This is a genomic window from Mycolicibacterium sp. 624 (genome assembly GCF_040548615.1).
Classification (GTDB): Bacteria; Actinomycetota; Actinomycetes; order Mycobacteriales; family Mycobacteriaceae; genus Mycobacterium.
The window spans coordinates 899,292-917,338 of record NZ_JBEPRZ010000001.1 but is presented as its reverse complement, the minus strand read 5'-3'; the positions used below and the strand labels follow the sequence as shown (position 1 = coordinate 917,338).

The following is an 18,047-nucleotide window of genomic DNA, read 5'->3' as shown; positions in this document are numbered from 1 at the left end:
GCTAAACGCGGTGGGGGTGCAGCGCGTTCGGCGGGATCGCGCCGAACCGGCCCGCGTTGAAGTCCTCCATCGCGTCGATGATCTCGCTCTTGGAGTTCATGACGAACGGCCCGTAGTGGACGACCGGCTCACGAATCGGCTTGCCACCGAGGATCAGCACCTCGAGCGCGGGACGGTTCGAGTCCTGGCTCGCGGCGGCCGCGATGCTGATGCGGTCACCCGGACCGAACACCGCCAGCTGGCCCTGCTGAATGGGTCGCGCGACGGGGCCGACGGTGCCCTGCCCGGACAACACGTAGACCAGGGCGTTGAACTCCCGGTTCCACGGCAGGTTCAGAAGCGCACCCGGCTCGATCGTGGCGTGCGCCAACGTGATCGGAGTGTGCGTGGCGCCGGGGCCCTGGTGGCCGCCGACCTCGCCGGCGATGACGCGGACCAGCGCACCACCGTCCTCGGACGACAACAGCTTGACCTCACCGCCCTCGATGGCCTGGTACTTGGGTGTCGCGAACTTGTCGGCCTTGGGCAGGTTGACCCACAGCTGAACACCGTGGAACGTGCCACCACTCTCGACCAGTTCGGCCGGCGGGGTCTCGATGTGCAGCACACCCGAGCCGGCGGTCATCCACTGTGTGGCTCCGTCGGTGATCAGGCCGCCGCCACCGTGTGAGTCCTGGTGGGCGAAGCGTCCGTCGATCATGTAGGTGACGGTCTCGAACCCGCGGTGCGGATGCCAGTCGGTGCCGCGGGGCTCGCCGGGCTGGTACTCGATCTCACCCATCTGGTCCATGTGGACGAACGGGTCCAGCGCGGCGGAGCTGACTCCGGCGAAGGCGCGGACGACGGGGAAACCCTCGCCCTCGTAGCCGCGGGGGCCGGTGGTGATCGAGCGCACCGGGCGCTCGGTGTCCGACGGCGCGGGGGCCCCAACGCGGGGCAAGGTGAGCGTGTCGGCGGTGATGGCGGGCATCGGTACCTCCTTGATTCGGAACTACCGGATATAACCGGACCGCGGTCCGATTATTCCCCCGCGCCCTCCCGTCACCCTCTGGAGCAGGGAGAAGTCAGGTCAGCGCGGAGGTGGCGGCGGCCCTCGCCTCGGCGGCGGTGGCCGTCGCGAGCGCCGCGTCGGCTGCGGCGCGGCACTGCGCGAGCGTCACCTGCGCGAGCTTCGCGCCGACACCCGCGATCGCCGTCGAGGCCGCCGACAGCGACGACACCCCGAGGCCGACGAGCACGCAGGCCAGCAGTGGATCGGCGGCGGCCTCGCCACACACGCCGACGGGCTTGTTCACCGCGTTGCCGGCCTTGGCCGCCATCGCGACAAGCGCGAGCACCGCGGGCTGCCACGGATCGGTCAGCGTCGCGAGTTCGGCCGACATCCGATCGGCAGCCATCGTGTACTGCGTGAGGTCGTTGGTGCCGATCGACAGGAAGTCGACGTGCTGCAGGATCCGGTCGGCCAGTAGCGCCGCGGCGGGCACCTCGATCATCACCCCCGGCGTCAGACCGAACGAACGCGCCTGGGCGGCAAAGGCTTCCGCCTCACCGGCGGTGGCGATCATCGGCGCCATCACCCACGGTTCGCTGCCGGTGCTCTTCGCGGCTTCGGCGATGCCCTGCAACTGCCGGGTCAGGATTCCGGGATTTCCGTCGGCGATGCGAATGCCGCGAACACCGAGCGCCGGGTTGGCCTCCTCGGGATGGCCCGCGAACTTCAGCGGCTTGTCCGACCCCGCGTCCAGCGTGCGCACCACCACCTTGCGGCCTCCGAATGCCTCGAGCACCTCACCGTAGATCCGCGCCTGCTCGTCGACTCCTGGCTCGGTGTCGCGGTTGAGGAAGCACAGTTCGGTGCGAAATAGGCCGACACCCTCGGCCGGGGTCTGGGCGGCGGACCGCGCGGCGCCGCCGTCCTGCACGTTGGCCAGGATCGCGACCCGGTGCCCATCGGCGGTGGCGCCCGGCCCCCGCCACTGCTGGGCGGCCTCGGCCTCGCGGCGGGAGGCGGCGACGGCCTGCGTCGCCGTCTGCTCGTCGGGTGCGACGGTGACGGTGCCGAGCGTGCCGTCGACCATGATCATGGTGCCCGCGGGAACCGCGTCCAGACCGGCGACGGCCACCACGCATGGGATGCCGAGTTGGCGGGCGATGATCGCGGTGTGGCTGGTCGGGCCGCCGAGCGAGGTGGCGAGCGCGACCACCAAAGACGCGTCCAGGCCCGCGGTGTCGACGGGCGCGAGGTCCTCGGCGCACAGGATCGAGGGCCGGTCGGGTACGGGCACACCGGGTTCGGGCAGGCCGCTGAGTTCGGCGATGACGCGGTCGCGGATGTCGCGCAGGTCGGTGACCCGTTCGGCCATGAGGTCACCGGCCTTGGCCAGCGCCGTCGCGATCTTGTCGATGGCGGCGCCGACGGCGCGGGTCGCGGGCAGGCCGTCATTGATGCGCCGCTCGGCATCGCCCAGCCAGGCCCGGTCCTGCGCGAGCGTCGCCGTGGTCGCCAGGACCTCAGACGCCACCCCGGTTGCGTGACCAGCGCGCACTCGGAGCCGGTCCGCGACGGCACCGGTGGCGGCCAGAAGCCTGGCCACCTCATCCGGTCGGTTCGACTCCGCCACGTCGGCGACCGGTGCGTCGTCGAGCCTCGGTCGCGCACCCGGCCGAATCACCGGCGCGTACTGCACGCCGCCCACCGCCGGGACGCCCGGGAGCACCTGCCCGGAAGTGACGGGTGACGTATGGGGCTGCGTTGCGCTCATGTGATGCAGATTACTAGAAATCATTGACAAGTCAACACAGTCGGGAGTAAAACAACACATAACAACTTTTAGACTGCAACTTTCCCACACGAACGGATGCGCATGTACGCCGAAGAGCGCCAACAAGCGATCGCCGCGCTGGTGATCAGCCAGGGCCGCGCATCAGTCACCGAACTCGCCCGCACCTATGACGTCACCACCGAGACCGTGCGCCGCGACCTGGCCGCACTCGACAGGGCTGGCATGGTCCGGAGGGTCCACGGCGGCGCCGTCCCGGCCCGGGCATTGCACCTGGTTGAACCCGGCATCGGCGAGCGCGAGTCCACCCGCGCCGAATACAAGGACGCCATCGCAGCGGCCGCGACGGAGTTCTTCCCGCTCGGCGGCGCCTCGGTGCTCCTCGACGCCGGCACGACAACGGCTCGCATCGCCACACACCTGCCGACCGACCGCGATCTCACCGTCGTCACGAACTCGGTGCCCGTCGCGGCTCGACTGGCACCCATCGCCTCGGTGTCACTGCACCTGCTGGGAGGTCGGGTGCGTGGGTTGACGCAGGCCGTGGTCGGCGAGCAGGCGCTGCGCGTCCTCGACTCCCTGCGGGTCGACATCGCGTTCATCGGCACCAACGCCATCAGCGCGCGCCACGGGCTGTCGACCCCTGACAGCGAGGAGGCCGCGGTCAAGCGGGCGATGGTCCGCTGCGCGAACTACGTCGTGGTGGCCGCCGACTCCAGCAAGGTCGGACGGGAGGACTTCGTGAGCTTCGCGCCCATCTCCAGCGTCGACACCCTCATCACCGACAGCGAGATCAGCGACGGCGACCGGCAGGCACTGATCGACGAGGGCGTCGAGGTCCTCTGCGCCGAGGTGGCGTCGTGATCGTCACCGTCACACCGAATCCCAGCATCGACCGCACGGTCACGCTCGCCACACCGCTCACGCGCGGCGCCGTCCACCGGGTCACCTCCGCCATCTCCGAGCCCGGAGGCAAGGGCGTCAACGTCGCCCGCGCCCTGACCATGGCGGGGCTGGACACACTGGCGGTGTTGCCCGCCGCCGACACCGATCCCATCGTGTCGGCACTGCAGGCCAGCGGCGTCTCGTTCCGGTGCGTTCCGGTCACGGGTGCGGTCCGCACCAACGTCGCGATCACCGAGACCGATGGCACCACAACCAAACTCAACGAGCCCGGCGCGCTGCTCGACGACACCGCGCGCGCGGCGCTGACCCGCGCGGTGGTCGACGCAGCCGCGAGCGCGGCCTGGGTGGTGCTGTCCGGTTCGCTGCCGCCGGGGCTGCCCGACACCTGGTACGCCGAGGTGGTCGCCATGCTCGCGGCCGCGCCGTGCAAGGTCGCCGTCGACACCTCCGAGCGTCCACTGGCCGCACTGGCTGACGCGTTCGGCACCGCCGCCCCCGACGTGATCAAGCCCAATGCCGAGGAACTCGCCGGGCTGGTCGGCGCATCGGCCGAGGCGTTGGAGAACGCCGCCACGGCAGGCGATCCCGAGCCCGTGGTGACGGCGGCCCACCAGCTGATCGAGCGCGGCGCACGCAGTGTGCTCGTCACGCTGGGCGCCGCGGGCGCGGTCCTCGTCGACGCGAGCGGGGCCTGGATGGCGACACCGCCGCCGATCACGCCGCGCAGCACCGTCGGTGCGGGTGATAGCTCGCTGGCCGGCTACATCCGCGCCGAGGCGGGTGGCGCCCCGCCACCACAGCGCCTCCAGATGGCGGTGGCCTACGGCAGTGCCGCCGCGGCACTGCCCGGTTCGGCACTACCGTCGCCCGGCCAGATCGACCTCGACGCCGTGGCGCTGTATGCGATCACACCGTCGCCCACCAATGCCCAATCCAGCACGAGGAAGTAGCGAGATGTCCATTATCAGCACCGATATGGTCGCCCTCGACGTCGACGCCGGCGGTGACAAGGAGTCCGTCATCCGCCTCCTCGCAGGCAGGCTGGCCGAGGCCGGACGTGCCACCGACCGCGAGGGTCTGATCGCGGCGGCCATGGCGCGCGAGGGCCAGTCGGCCACCGGGCTGCCCGGCGGCATCGCGATCCCGCACTGCCGTTCGCCGCACGTCGACGAGGCCACCATCGGATTCGCGCGGCTGTCGCCCGCGGTCGACTTCGGCGCACCCGACGGACCCGCCGATCTCGCGTTCCTGATCGCCGCGCCGGAATCCGGTGGCGCCGAGCACATGAAGCTGCTGTCCAGCCTGGCCCGCGCCCTGGTCCGCAAGGAGTTCGTCGCATCGCTGCGCAACGCCTCGAGCGCTGACGAGGTGGTCGACCTGGTGGAGGGCGTCGTCAACCCGGCTCTAACCGCCGCTCCTGCCGCCGCGCCCGCACCAGCGCCCGCACCGGTCGAGGAGAAGCGTCAGCGCACCCTGGTCGCCATCACCGCGTGCCCCACCGGCATCGCACACACCTACATGGCGGCCGACTCCCTGTCCGCCGCCGCCACGGAGGCTGGTGTCACGCTGCACGTCGAGACGCAGGGCTCGTCGGGCAGCACGCCCCTCTCCCCTGAGACGATCGCCTCCGCCGACGCGGTCATCTTCGCCACCGACGTCGGCGTCAAGGACAAGGGCCGCTTCGCGGGCAAGCCCGTCGTCGCGTCGGGTGTCAAGCGGGCGATCAACGAGCCGGCCAAGATGATCTCCGAGGCGTTAAGCGCCGCAGCCAATCCCAACGCAGCACGCGTCGAGGCGGGTGCCGCGGAGTCCGCGAGCTCATCGTCGTCGGGCGGTGTCGGCTGGGGCACGCGCACTCGGCAGATCCTGCTCACCGGCGTCAGCTACATGATCCCGTTCGTCGCCGCGGGCGGTCTGCTCATCGCACTCGGCTTCCTGTTCGCCGGATACGACATCGCCAACACCCCCGAGGGTCAGACCGACAACCTCGGCAAGATCATCGCGACCACCAACTCGCTGACCAACCTGCCGCCGGGCGGATTCGTCCAGTACCTGGGCGCGGTGCTGTTCACCCTCGGCGGGCTGGCCTTCTTCTTCCTGGTTCCCGCGCTCGCCGGATACATCTCATTCGCGATCGCCGACCGGCCGGGCATCGCACCGGGTTTCACCGCCGGGTACGTCGCGGTCACCGTCGGCGGCGGCTTCATCGGTGGCATCGTCGCCGGCCTGATCGCCGGGTTCGCCGCGCTGTGGATCAGCCGGATCCCGGTGCCGCGGTGGGCACGTGGCCTGATGCCGGTGGTGATCATTCCGCTGGGCGCCACGCTGATCGTGGGTCTGCTGATGTTCTTCCTGCTGGGTCGCCCGCTGGCGGCCGTGACCTCCGGGCTGACCAACTGGCTCGGCGGCCTGTCGGGCACCTCGGTGATCGTGCTGGGCATCATCCTGGGCCTGATGATGTGCTTCGACCTCGGCGGCCCGGTGAACAAGGCGGCCTACGCGTTCGCCACCGCCGGGCTGAACGTCGCCGACCCGTCATCGCTGCGCATCATGGCGGCCGTCATGGCCGCCGGTATGGTCCCGCCGCTGGCGATGGCACTGGCGTCGACGCTGCGGCCCAAGCTGTTCACCGAGCCCGAGCGTGAGAACGGGCGTGCCGCATGGCTTCTGGGCGCATCGTTCATCTCCGAGGGTGCCATCCCGTTCGCGGCGGCCGATCCGCTGCGAGTCATCCCGTCGATGATGCTCGGCGGCGCGGCCACCGGCGCACTCATCATGGCCTTCGACGTCACGCTCAAGGCGCCCCACGGCGGCATCTTCGTGTTCTTCGCGATCGGCCACCTGGTGTGGTTCATCGTCGCGCTGGCCGTCGGCACCGCCGTCGGCGCGGTGGCCGTCGTCGCCGCCAAGCAGTTCTTCGCCGAACGCACCCCCGCAGAGCCCAGCACCGCGCTGGCCAACGCCTGATCACCCAATCAACGAGGAGAAATCATGCCCAGCAAGACAGTGACCGTCGGTTCCGCCATCGGACTGCACGCCCGCCCCGCCGCGATCATCGCCGAGGCCGTCGTCACCGCAGGAGTCCCAGTGACCCTGGCCATGGACGGCGGTGAGCCCGTGGACGCCGGCTCCGCGTTGATGATCATGACCCTCGGCGCCGGCAAGGGAGCCCAGGTCACCGTGGAATCCGACGACGAGGCGGCGCTGAGGACGGTCGTTGACCTGGTTGAACAGGATCTCGACGCCTGACAAGACCTCCGGTGCGCGCCAAGAAACCGGAACGGAGCCCTATCAGCCACCGTTAGGATTGCGGCGTGCAACTGGACAGGGGGCGTGACGTCACGGAATGCGCCGGGCCACGGCGGCAATATCGTTTGCTGCAAGGGGTTCGGAACAGGCGAGACGTGACGACGGTGGGGGAGATCGCATGGTGCATCGCTTAGCGGCGCTGCTGGCCGCGGCGACGTTGGCTTTGCTGTGCGCACCGCCTGCGGTGGCCGTCGAGCCGCCGACCATCGACCGGGGAGCGTTGCCGCCGGATGAGACGGGGCCCGATCAGCCCACCGAGCAGCGACGTGCCTGCTCGGCGCCCATGGTGTTCCCGAATTCCAACTTCGTCGACAAGCCTTGGCCCAATGCCTATCTGCGGCTCGGTGAGGCGCAGAAGTTCGCCACCGGCGCGGGTGTCACCGTCGCCGTCATCGACACCGGCGTGACCGGCTCAATGCGGGTGCCCGCGCAGCCTGGCGGCGACTTCGTCGACAAGGGCGGCGATGGCATGTCCGACTGCGACTCGCACGGCACGCTCACCGCGTCGCTGATCGCGGGCCGCGGCGCGCCGACCGACGGCTTCATCGGTGTGGCGCCCGACGCGCGGATCCTGTCGCTGCGCCAGACGTCGGACAACTTCCAGCCGGTCGGCGCGCGAACCGATCCGAACGACCCCAACAGCACCCAGACGGCGGGATCGCTACGCAGCCTGGCCCGTTCGATCGTGCACGCCGCCAATCTCGGCGCGCAGGTCATCAACATCAGCGAGGCCGCCTGCTACAAGGTGACCCGTCCGATCGATGAGTCCGGTCTCGGCGCGGCCATCGAGTACGCGACCAACGTCAAGAGTGCGGTGGTGATCGTCGCCGCGGGCAACACCGGGCAGGACTGCACCCAGAATCCGCCACCGGACGCCGCGGTGCCCGCCGATCCGCGCGGGTGGCAGGAAGTGCAGACCATCGTCTCGCCGGCCTGGTACTCGCCGCTCGTGCTGACCGTGGGGAGCGTCGCCGAGAACGGTCAGCCCAGCAGCTTCTCGATGTCGGGTCCGTGGCTCGGTGCCGCGGCCCCCGGCGAGAACATCGTCGCGCTCGGTTACGACGGCAACCCGGTCAACGCCCTGCAGGGCCAGGACGGTCTCATCCCGATCAACGGGACCTCGTTCTCGGCGGCGTACGTGTCGGGCCTTGCCGCGCTCGTCAAGCAGCGCTTCCCCGACCTGACCCCGGCGCAGATCATCAACCGCATCACCGCGACCGCCCGCCATCCCGGCGGCGGCGTGGACAACTACGTCGGCGCGGGTGTGATCGATCCGGTGGCGGCCCTGACGTGGGACGTGCCGGAGGGTCCGAAGGACGTGCCCTACAGCGTCAAGCAGCTGCCGCCGCCGGTGTACATCCCGCCACCCGACCGCGGACCCATCACCATCGTCGTCATCGCCGGCGCCAGCCTGGTGCTCATCCTCGGGATCGGCGCGATGGCCCGACGCGCGTTGAGCCGTCGATGAGGACGCTGCTGGCGCACTTCGGCTTTCGCTTCACCACCGGGCATCTGCTGTGGGCGGCGGCGCTGATCCCGGCGGTCATCCTGGTGTTCCTCCAGCTGGACCTGATGTGGCTGGGGATCACCCTCGCGGTGTTCATCGCGATCGCCGCGGTGCTCACGGTGCGCGGACGCAGGCTCGCCGGCTGGATCGTCGCGATCTTCTCCTGGCGCAGGCGTCATCGCGCCCCACCCGAGGCCCCGTCCGAGCCCGCCGTGGGTGCGACGGTCATGCCCGGGGATCATGTCGCGGTCCGGTGGCAGGGCGATCACCTGGTGTCGGTCATCGAGCTCGTGCCGCGTCCGTTCACACCGACGGTGATCGTGGGCGGTGAGGCATTCACCGACGATGTGGTGAGCACCAAGCTGGTCGAGGATCTGCTCAGTGCGCACTGCCCAGAACTGGAGGCCGACGTCGTCTCCGCCGGGCACCGCGTCGGCAAGACGGCCCCGGCCAGCCTGGTCTCGCTCTACGAGCAGGTCGTCGGTCCCTACCCGGCGCCGGCCAATCGCCGGACGTGGATCGTGCTGCGCGCGAAGCCCGAGGAGACGCACAAGGCCGCGTTGCGCCGCGACACCGGTGTGGCGGGCCTGGCGCGCTATCTGGTGTCGTCGACGACCCGAGTAGCAGACCAGTTGTCCAGCAATGGAATCGACGCGCGGTGCGCCCGCAGCTTCGATGACTTCGACCGGGCCACCGAGATCAGCTTCGAGCGCGAGAGCTGGTCCTCCATCAAGGGTCGCAGCACGTTCACCGCGGCCTACACCGCGCCCGGTGGCCCCGACGTGTGGTGGTCGGCGCGCGCGGATCACACCATCACCCGGGTGCGCATCCAGCCGGGGCTGGCACCCACCACCACCGTGCTGCTGACGACGTTGGCCAATCCGTCAACACCACGCGGGTTCTCATGTCTGTTCGGCGGGCAGCGGGCCGCGCTGAACGGGCTGAGCCCGGTGACCGACCGGCACTACGAGCTGCCGATCGGTTCGGCGGGTGTCCTGATCGGCGAGACCGCCGACCGCTATCCCGTGTACATGCCGTTCGACAACGTCGACGTCAGCATCAACCTGGGCGATTCGCGGTTGTTCACCCAGTTCGTGGTGCGCTCGGCCGCCGCGGGGGCCATCGTCACGCTGGGTCCGCAGTTCGCCGAGTTCGCGGGGGTGATCAACGCCCGGGTGGGCAAGGTGGCCAAGATCGGGTGGCCCAACTCGACGACGTACCTGGGGCCGCATCCGGGGGTGGGCCGGGTGGTGTTGCGGCACAACTTCATCGACACGCCTCGCCACCGCCAGCTGCCGATCCAGCTGATCAACCCGCGCGAGGAGAGCCGCTACCAGATGGTGCTCGAGCAGTGAGAAGTGTTGGTGTGCACGGGCAACCGTGCGCAGACATCGAGGAGGAGAGATGTCGGGGGAGCAGGTAAAGGTTGAGCCGGCTGAACTGGACGCCAAGGCGGCCGAGATCAGCGTGCCGATGCCCACGGCGCCGGGGGAGCCGTTGCCGGCGTGCGGACTGCAGGTGGCCCGGGATGCGGTGGGTGAGCTGAACAAGTCCGCCGGGGTCATGCTCGGCTACGCCAAGTCGGGCGAGGCCGAGGCAATTCGGTTGGCGGAAACGTTCCGGTCGGCCGCGAACGCCTACCGGCAGGTCGATGAGCAGGCCGGCGTCGCACTCGACAACGGCGAGACCGCACCGTCCATTCCGCCGGTGCAGCCGGCGCCGGCCACCACGCCGTCCATTCCGCTGCCGCCGAATCCGAGCTATCAGTGCCACGCGTCGCCGCTCGTGATGCTCGAGCAGGCCGCTGCGGAGATCGCACAGCCGGATCAGGCCGCGTCCCTCGAGGCGTTCAAGAGTGAGTGGACCGCTTACGCCAGTGCGCTGGAGGCGCGCTCGGAGTCCTTCAACTCGGGCGGCGTCCAGTGGGAGGGCGGCGCCGCAGAGGCTGCGTTCGACCAGTTGAAGAGCCACCAGCGGTGGCTGGAGGAGATGGCGAGCGCGTCTCGGCAGCTCGCTGACGAGGCCGGAAACTTCGCGCAGGTCCATCGCAGCGCCGTTGGCGAGCATCCGACGGTGGACGAGGTCAACGAGATCAACGCGCGAATCATGATCTCGCAGAACATGGCGGAGCAGAACATGCTGATGCAGATCCGCATGAAGATGCAGCAGCAATCCGAGGAAGTACTCGGCAAGTACGCGGGGGCCTCTATCGCGACGCCCCTGGACGTGCCGACCCCACCCAAGTGCACACCGACGCCGCCGGCGTCCACGAACGACAAGAGAACCGACCGCGACAAGGGCCGGTTCAAGAAGATCCAGGAGAAGCCCGGCGACGGAACGGGGACCGGCTCCGGCTCCGGAGCGGGCGCCGGCGGTGGTGGCGGCGGTAGCGGCGCGCCCCCGGGCAGTCCGAGCGCCGGGCAGATGCCGCAGATGCCCAACGCCGAGCCTCAGGTGTCTCCGGCCGCCGCGCAGCAGCAGCCCTCCGGTGGTGGGTCGCCGTCCGGCGGTGGCTCACCGTCGGGTGGTGGATCGCCGTCGGGTGGCTCGTCGGGCGGCAGCGGCTCCGGTGGTGGGCTGCCGAGCATGCCTGACCTGGGCGGCTCGCCCGAGGACATGCCGTTTCTGGACGAACCGGACCTCAGCCCCGCCGCCGCGGGCGGGGGTTCCGGAGGCGGTTCGGGTGGGGGTGGTTCGGGTGGTGGCGGTGTTCCGTCAATGCCGTTGCAGCCCAATATCGGTGGTGTGTCGGTCGGGCCAAGCCCCGCCTCGGGACCGGGCGGTGCACCGGTGTCCGGCGGCGGCGCGGCAGGCGGTGGCGGCGGCATGATGAGCGGTGGCATGCCGATGGGCGGCGCCGGACACGGCCAGGGCGGTGGCACGGAGAAGAAGCGCACGCCGGGCCTGTCGCCGGATGAGGACCTCTACAACGAGGACAGACCGTGGACCGAGGCCGTTATCGGTAATCGGCCGCGCCGCAAGGACGTCACCGAGGGCAAGGACTCCAAGTGAGCGAGGAAATGCATCCGCAGGTGGCCGCGGTGCTGGCACAGGCGCAGCGCCTGCAGTCGGTGATGGACGACCAGCTGGCCAAGATGAACACCCAGACGTTCACCGCGTCCGACGAGACCGAGACGGTGGAGGTGACGCTCAACGGGCACAGCTGGTTGACCGATGTGTTCATCGAGGACGGCCTCCTGCGTCTGGGCGCCGAGACCGTGCAGGCGCGCGTCAACGAGGCATTGCAGAAGGCGATGGAGGAGGCCACGTCGTCGCTGGATGCGGACCGGGAGCGAATCGACTCGATCGTCGCTGAGATCACCGGCGATGGCGATGAGTCGGATCGGTAAGGGATGAAGTAGATGACGTTTATCGCGCATTTTCCGCCGTCGATTCTTGGACCGGCTGCGGTGAATGGCGGAATTCATGCGATTCATCGACCAATACGTAACTTACGCTGGCTTAGGACGACGTCGGTAAACTTCACCGAGTGGGCAATCGATCGTGCGGGGGTTCGGAAGTGACTGTTTCGACCACGGAGGCGGACGCGTGAGCATGCCCCCTCAAGGCGGATGGCAGCCACAACAACCGGGCGGTCAGCCGCCCTACGGACCGCCCCCCAGCGGCTACCCGCAGTACTCGGATCCGCAGCAGCCTTACTCCGGCCAGCAGCAGCCGCCGGGATTTCCGCAAGGCCCATGGCCGCAGCAGCCCTCCGGCCCGCCACCAAAGGGGAATAGCACCAAGTGGCTATTGATCGCCATCGCAGTTCTTCTGGTGATTGGCGTCAGCATCGGTGCGACACTTCTGTTTACCCGCGATGGGGGCAATGACCCTTCGAATCCGCCGACCTCTGGGACTCCGTCGGACATCGCTAGTGCCAATGACACTGGGCCGGTTTCGATCATTACTGAAGAGCCGACGTGCAAGGCGTTCAACACCATCCAGAACGGACTGGCCGACGTCCAATCTCATGGGTGGGGCGAAATGCGCTCCGGACTCGGGCCAGCCTCAAGCTGGACACCCGAACAGCGCGGTCAGGTTGAAGCAGTAGCGACTGCTATGCGAAACTCCGCAGATCAGGTCGTCCCCCTGGCTAAACAGACACCGCATCGCGTCGTGCGTGAGATTTACGAGCAGTTCATTGCATACAGCAGGGCGTATGCCGACAGTGTTGCTGACTATAGGCCTGCGTACGACGGCATGGCCTCGGTCACGGTGAGCGCTGGCAATGCCATTTCTGGGATCTGCAACGCAATTGACTCAGGCTCAACGAGTCGTTCATTGTCGTTGGCACCAGAGGGTCCGCCGACAGAAACTAACCCTCCCGGAGATCCCTCCACTGCTGAACGCTTCATCTCCACGTCGGATTCAACTTGCACCGATTGGACCGCCCGTCTCGACAAGTTCAACGCGGAGTCGCCCGCCGAGTGGCAAAACCGGGATGGTGGCATACCTGGATCCCAGTGGTCGCCTGAACGCAAGGCGCTTGAGCAATCCGTCCGACCTCAGCTAACGACTTTTGCGAGCGAAATATCCGCGGCTGGCCGGAGTTCCGGCAATCCAGTCCTCGAGGATTTTGCCCTCACAGCAGCGCTGTACATCAACGCGTACGTAGCAGCAGGCGACGATTACACGACAGCCGACGGATGGCTGGTCTACACCGGATTTCGGGTCGCCAACCTAGTAGCTGGGGCATGCCGTGCCGTGGCGGGCTGATTTCAGATGACGATCCCCCGACCAACGGACGGTTATCGGGGGGAGATGACTCCGCCCCCGACCGCGTGGCCTGACGCAGACGAGAGCGCACACATCGCGCGTGTGCCGGTCCTCACCACGATACTTAGTCAACTCCAGATCCAGCTTGACGCATGGCGCAACGCTGAAACGAAGTTGTTCGACGGAAGCACCTGGTTTGGGATCGCATCGACCGCGGCGCAGACTAAAGTCCGTACCCACGTCGACAGAATGCAGTCCCTAGACGCTCTGCTGAATTCAGCAATTACATTTCATACGAACGCATCTCGGACAATCATTAGCGCGAAGACCGATATCATCAATATCTCAAACGCCGCGCAAGCCGCGATAGACGAGCTGAATCGACAAGACGTCGATGACGAGTCGGAGCGAACGAACGCTATTCGAAAGATCGTAGATACCGCGCGGCAAGCGAATGAGACGGTCGTTTCTGCGGCAGGCGCCGCTATCGAAGCCGGCCGCGACTACGCCCCTATCTGGGGAACATCCGAGGCGCCAACGTTTGACTCGACCCCGGTCCCGGAATCGCTGAATGTTGTAGGCGGTGGGCCCTTGACCCCACCCGCGACTACAACTGCCGACGATCAGATTCAGGCGCCCGGCAACGCGGCCGGCGGCGGATCTGCGGCCGCGGCAGAAACAACAACCATCGACGACCCGACCCAAGCACTCGGCACTGATGGAGCAGTAGGCAGCGGAGGCGGTGGAGCGACCCCAATTGCAGGAACAAGCACTACCGACGACCAGATTCAAGCACCTGCAAGTAGCGGCAGCGGCGGTGGCCCATCCGCAGTTCCGGCGAGCCACACCACACAGGACCTGTCGCACTTCAAATCGGGTGGCAACGGCGGCCAACCTGTACCACCCCCCACCAGCGCCGGCGCACTCGGCGGAACGAGCGCACCTCCTCCCCCATCCGCCCGTCCCTCGACCACTGCCGGATCGATGGGTTCCTCAGGCGGCGGGTCCGGCGGCACTGGCTCGAGCGGCGGAGGCGGTTCGTCATCGCCCTCCTCGCCCAGCCAGACGTCTGTGGCGCAGACCAGCAGCGAGGGCAAGTCTCCGCTGGATGCGGCGAAGCCCGAGGCCGGCGCAAGCGGAGGCCAACAGACCGCGGGCACTGGGCAGCCGAAGGTGGACGATGTCGCCAAGGCCATGAGCGCCAGCCAGGCTCAGGCCGTACCCGCTTCGCAGCAGCCCATCTCGCCTGCGGCGGCGAGCCCGCTGCAACCCGTCGCCCCGCCCTCTCTCCCCGTCGATCCCGGCGCCGCCGCGAACGCAGCCGGTGGATCCGGCGGGTCGAGCGGCGGCGGCCTGGGCAACGTGGCGGGCAGTGGTGGCTCCGGCGGAGGGGGCGGCGGCGGAGGCGGCGGAGGCGGAGGCGGCACGCCGGCCTCACCATCGATGCCCGCCGCACCGGCCATGCCACTCGGCCCGCCGAGCACTCCGTCGCCCGCGGCGCCCACGCCACCCGGCGGCGGAACCGTGACCAACAACCCCGCGGCGTCGGCGACGCCGGGCGGCCCCGGGGTCAACCCCGCCTCGACCAAGCTCGACCCCGGCGCCATGGGCGCTGCGCCCGTTCCGGTTTCGGCCGCACGTCTGGAGCGCGACGCGATCCTGTCGGCCTCAGCCGGCGGCGCGATGAACCGTAAGCGCAACAACGGCAACGCCGCGCTCATCCTGGCCCGCCGGATCGCGGCGGCCCTGAACATGGGCGTGAGCGACTTTGGCTTCTACTGGGTCACCGGGCTCACCGTCGACGGCTCGATCGTGGTGGCCAACAGCTTTGGCCTGGGCTACATCCCCGACAGCGTCAACCTCCCGGCGCAGGTCACCATGGCGACCGCGGACGAGTCGATCCTGCCGCAGGAGCGCGCGAAGTGGGCCACCTACCCCGTCCTCGCCATTCAGGGCTGGGCACAGGCGCGAGGCCAGAAGCTGCGCGCCGTGATCGCCACCGAGGAGCAGTTCGCCAGCTTCGACCCCGGCGTGGCGAAAGTTGTTCTGCGCGCTGATGACATCCCCGAGAGCGGTCAGATGGAGGGGCGCGGCCGCCTTGAAGTCATCGCACCGGACATCGCCGCACGCCTCGCGTCGGTGCCGGATGCGGCGCTGGTCGAGCTGCTGCCCCCGGCACCCACCGACACCAGCGCGCCGACCGACAACTTGAACGCGCTGTGGTTCGAACTCATCAAACCGATGATGAGCACCTCCCCGGAGCGCGCCGGTGTTCACCTCGAGGCCTTCGTGAACTACGCCGAGCACGCCCAGGAGCAGGCGCTCTACCGCGCCCACATCGCACCCAACGCCGTCATGCAGCGTGCCGCCATCACCGACTGGGTCTACTGGCAGCACCTGAGCGTACTGATGTCGGACGCCCTGGCCACCGGTGCGACGGTCGTCTAGTTGTTGCGGGGCGAGACGTTGTTGACGGCTCTCGTCGCGGTTTGACATTCAAGCTGGTTGAGGCCTGACGATGTTCGGGTGACTGACCCAGAGTTGATGTCGATCGGCGTGTTCGCCAAGCTCGCCGGACTAACCGCGAGCGCGTTGCGGTTTTACGACGATGCAGGCTTGCTTCCCCCCGAGCAGGTCGACCCGATCACGGGATACCGGCTGTATAGCGAGTCGCAGCTCGCTCGCGCCTCGCAGTTGCGGCAGCTGCGCGATATCGGGATGCCGCTGCCCACCATCGGCAAATTCTTCTCCGCCGGCATTCATGAGGCGGCGCAGCTGATCGACGATCAAGTCGCCAAGGTTGCCGCAGAGGCAGCCGGGATACAACGGGCAGCCGCGACGCTCAAGGTGTCACTTGGAGAGGCGGATCGCCTCAATATTTGCACGCTCTCGGGCCCGGTCCTCGCAGCGGCGATCGACCAGATCGTGGCCACCACGATTCACAATCCCGACATCCCCGTCCTGAATGGTGTACGCCTGGAAGCGAATCCCGACGCCATCTCGCTGACCGCAACTGATCGCTACCGCCTGGCCACGCGGACACTGGTACCCAGCCAACCATCTGCCGCTTCCTGGGCAGGGACGCTGGCCGGAGACGATCTCCAGACCGCAGCCTCGCGACTCCGACGAACCCCCATCGTGACGCTGGAAGCAAGCGCAAGGAGCCTGGGCCTGCGCATGGCCGACACCACCGTGATGCACTGCCGCCTACTGGCCGAGGTCTTTCCTGATTACAAGCTTCTGGTTAGTTCACTTCCCCCTGTGTCACATCGCGTCACCGTCGATAAGCAGAACGTGCTCAAGGCGCTAGAGCAACAGGCGCCAGAGAGGATCGGCCTGCGGATAGCGGCTGGCCGGCCGATCCTCCTGCTGCCCGACTGCGCCGTGGAACTCGACGGAACCGCGTCTGGCCCCGACCTGACGCTCTGGTTCGAGCTGACCACGTTGTACCCAGCGGTGAGCCACGCACTGGGCAAACACTTGATGCTCGACCTCCGTGGGGCCGACCAACCGGCCACCATCCGATCAGCCGACGACGGCGACTTCACCACCCTCGTCATGCCGTGTCTCAATCCTGCGTATTGACCCCCCTCGGCCGTAATCACCGACGGTTCCTTGACCCGAACGGTGACGTCGATTACACGCCACGCCGAACGACAGACCGGGGTAACAGGCGACGCTTGACCTCAACCGCACTTCAGATTCTACGTTCGGGATGTGACCGCACACCAAGAAGACGTAATCGTAGACAACGTCGTACTCCGTGACGGATTCGTTCCGGTGATCGACATCAGCAGCGCCCGCGACAGCGATCCGCAACAACGGCAAGTCGTCGCTGAAGCCATCGGCCGGTGCTTCGAAAGCAGTGGATTTCTCATACTTGTCGGACACGGCGTTCCCGATGACGTGATCGCGGACATGAATCGATCAGTGCGCACATTCTTCGCGTTGCCCGAAAGCTCGAAGGACGCGTTGCGCGCTGATCCTGCCGATCCGCTGGCGCGCGGGTTCAGCAGCAACGGCAAACTGTCGGCGACCAATGATCAGGCCGACGTCGAGGCGGAGCACCAAGCACCGGACCGGGTCGAGAAGTTCGTCTACGTTCCGCTGGGCAACCCGGAGGGTATCGATGGGCCCGGGTGGACCGACGAGCGCGTGCTCGTCGAAGAACGGTGGCCCGAGGTCCCCGGATTCCGCACGGTCTACCAAAGCTATTACTCCGAGATGGCCTCCCTTGCTACCGAATTGTCCCGGTTGTTCGCCCTCGCGTTGGGACTGCGCGAGGACTGGTTCGACGAAAAGATCGACCGACACCACTCCAACCTCATGTCTAACTACTACCCGGCCGATGACCAGACACCCGGACAGATTCGCCTCAGCCAGCACAGCGACTGGGGCAATCTCACGATCCTGCTACAGGACGAATCCCAGCGCGGACTCCAGGTTCTCAATGATCGCGGCGAGTGGGTTGACGTGCCAGTGGTGCCTGGATCGTTCGTCATCAACATTGGTGACCTTCTGGCGCGGTGGACCAATGACCGCTGGGTCAGCACCGTTCACCGCGTGGTCAGCACGGACTCAGACAAGCCGAGCGGCGATCGGTTCAGCATCCCCTTCTTCCACCAACCCAATTTCGATGCCGTCATTGAGTGCATTCCCACGTGCACCACACCCGACAATCCGGCACGGTACGCGCCGGTGGTATCCGGGCCCTACATGCTCGAAAAGTTCAGGCTTGCTTACGCTCTAAGCCCTTCCTGAGTGTTCGGCCAGCGCCCCAGGACCAACTGCGGGCCGAACCGAGGACGTTTGCGCCACGGCTCGGT

At 67.9% G+C, this 18,047-nt stretch carries 14 protein-coding genes; 12 read left to right on the top strand and 2 right to left on the bottom strand.

The features are described from left to right. Position 1: 1 nt before the first annotated feature. Positions 2-970, bottom strand: a complete 969-nt coding sequence (locus tag ABIA65_RS04125) for a pirin family protein (RefSeq protein ID WP_354522722.1) — start codon at positions 968-970, stop codon at positions 2-4. A gap of 94 nt (positions 971-1,064) precedes the next feature. After that, the gene (locus tag ABIA65_RS04120) at positions 1,065-2,762 is read right to left on the bottom strand and encodes a phosphoenolpyruvate--protein phosphotransferase (protein WP_354522721.1); all 1,698 of its coding nucleotides are present in this window, start codon (positions 2,760-2,762) and stop codon (positions 1,065-1,067) included. A 102-nt stretch (positions 2,763-2,864) separates the two neighbouring features. On the opposite strand from ABIA65_RS04120, the gene ABIA65_RS04115 reads away from it, so the two are divergent. The 12 genes from ABIA65_RS04115 to ABIA65_RS04060 all read left to right on the top strand — a co-directional run bounded on the left by ABIA65_RS04115 (position 2,865) and on the right by ABIA65_RS04060 (position 17,982). Then, entirely contained in the window at positions 2,865-3,644 is a 780-nt protein-coding gene (locus tag ABIA65_RS04115) for a DeoR/GlpR family DNA-binding transcription regulator (RefSeq protein ID WP_354522720.1), read from the top strand. Continuing rightward, positions 3,641-4,636, top strand: coding sequence for a 1-phosphofructokinase (gene pfkB, locus ABIA65_RS04110; RefSeq protein WP_354522719.1), 996 nt, complete (start codon positions 3,641-3,643; stop codon positions 4,634-4,636). The genes ABIA65_RS04115 and pfkB overlap by 4 nt, the downstream gene beginning before the upstream one ends. Positions 4,637-4,640: 4 nt before the next feature. After that, on the top strand, positions 4,641-6,653 hold the full coding sequence (locus ABIA65_RS04105; RefSeq protein WP_354522718.1) for a PTS fructose transporter subunit IIABC: 2,013 nt from the start codon (positions 4,641-4,643) through the stop codon (positions 6,651-6,653). 24 nt (positions 6,654-6,677) lie between these two features. Then, entirely contained in the window at positions 6,678-6,935 is a 258-nt protein-coding gene (locus ABIA65_RS04100; protein ID WP_241402194.1) for an HPr family phosphocarrier protein, read from the top strand. A 178-nt stretch (positions 6,936-7,113) separates the two neighbouring features. Continuing rightward, positions 7,114-8,463: a type VII secretion-associated serine protease mycosin gene (gene mycP, locus ABIA65_RS04095; protein WP_241402195.1), complete on the top strand. Its 1,350-nt coding sequence runs from the start codon at positions 7,114-7,116 to the stop codon at positions 8,461-8,463. Beyond that, positions 8,460-9,857 carry a type VII secretion protein EccE gene (gene eccE, locus ABIA65_RS04090; protein ID WP_354522717.1) on the top strand — a complete coding sequence of 466 codons (1,398 nt, stop codon included), beginning with the start codon at positions 8,460-8,462 and terminating at the stop codon, positions 9,855-9,857. The genes mycP and eccE overlap by 4 nt, the downstream gene beginning before the upstream one ends. A 49-nt stretch (positions 9,858-9,906) precedes the next feature. Then, on the top strand, positions 9,907-11,514 hold the full coding sequence (locus tag ABIA65_RS04085; RefSeq protein ID WP_354522716.1) for a PPE domain-containing protein: 1,608 nt from the start codon (positions 9,907-9,909) through the stop codon (positions 11,512-11,514). Continuing rightward, on the top strand, positions 11,511-11,852 hold the full coding sequence (locus ABIA65_RS04080; protein WP_354522715.1) for a YbaB/EbfC family nucleoid-associated protein: 342 nt from the start codon (positions 11,511-11,513) through the stop codon (positions 11,850-11,852). Before ABIA65_RS04085 ends, ABIA65_RS04080 begins: the two co-directional genes overlap by 4 nt. A 403-nt stretch (positions 11,853-12,255) precedes the next feature. Continuing rightward, a complete protein-coding gene (locus tag ABIA65_RS04075; protein ID WP_354522714.1) occupies positions 12,256-13,221 on the top strand; it encodes an ESX-1 system-associated protein in 966 nt (321 codons plus the stop codon). A 1,071-nt stretch (positions 13,222-14,292) separates the two neighbouring features. After that, the gene (locus ABIA65_RS04070; RefSeq protein ID WP_354522713.1) at positions 14,293-15,669 is read left to right on the top strand and encodes an EspK C-terminal domain-containing protein; all 1,377 of its coding nucleotides are present in this window, start codon (positions 14,293-14,295) and stop codon (positions 15,667-15,669) included. A 78-nt stretch (positions 15,670-15,747) separates the two neighbouring features. Beyond that, entirely contained in the window at positions 15,748-16,806 is a 1,059-nt protein-coding gene (locus ABIA65_RS04065; RefSeq protein ID WP_354522712.1) for a DNA polymerase III subunit beta family protein, read from the top strand. 195 nt (positions 16,807-17,001) lie between these two features. Beyond that, the gene (locus ABIA65_RS04060; RefSeq protein WP_354522711.1) at positions 17,002-17,982 is read left to right on the top strand and encodes an isopenicillin N synthase family dioxygenase; all 981 of its coding nucleotides are present in this window, start codon (positions 17,002-17,004) and stop codon (positions 17,980-17,982) included. Positions 17,983-18,047 lie beyond the last annotated feature (65 nt).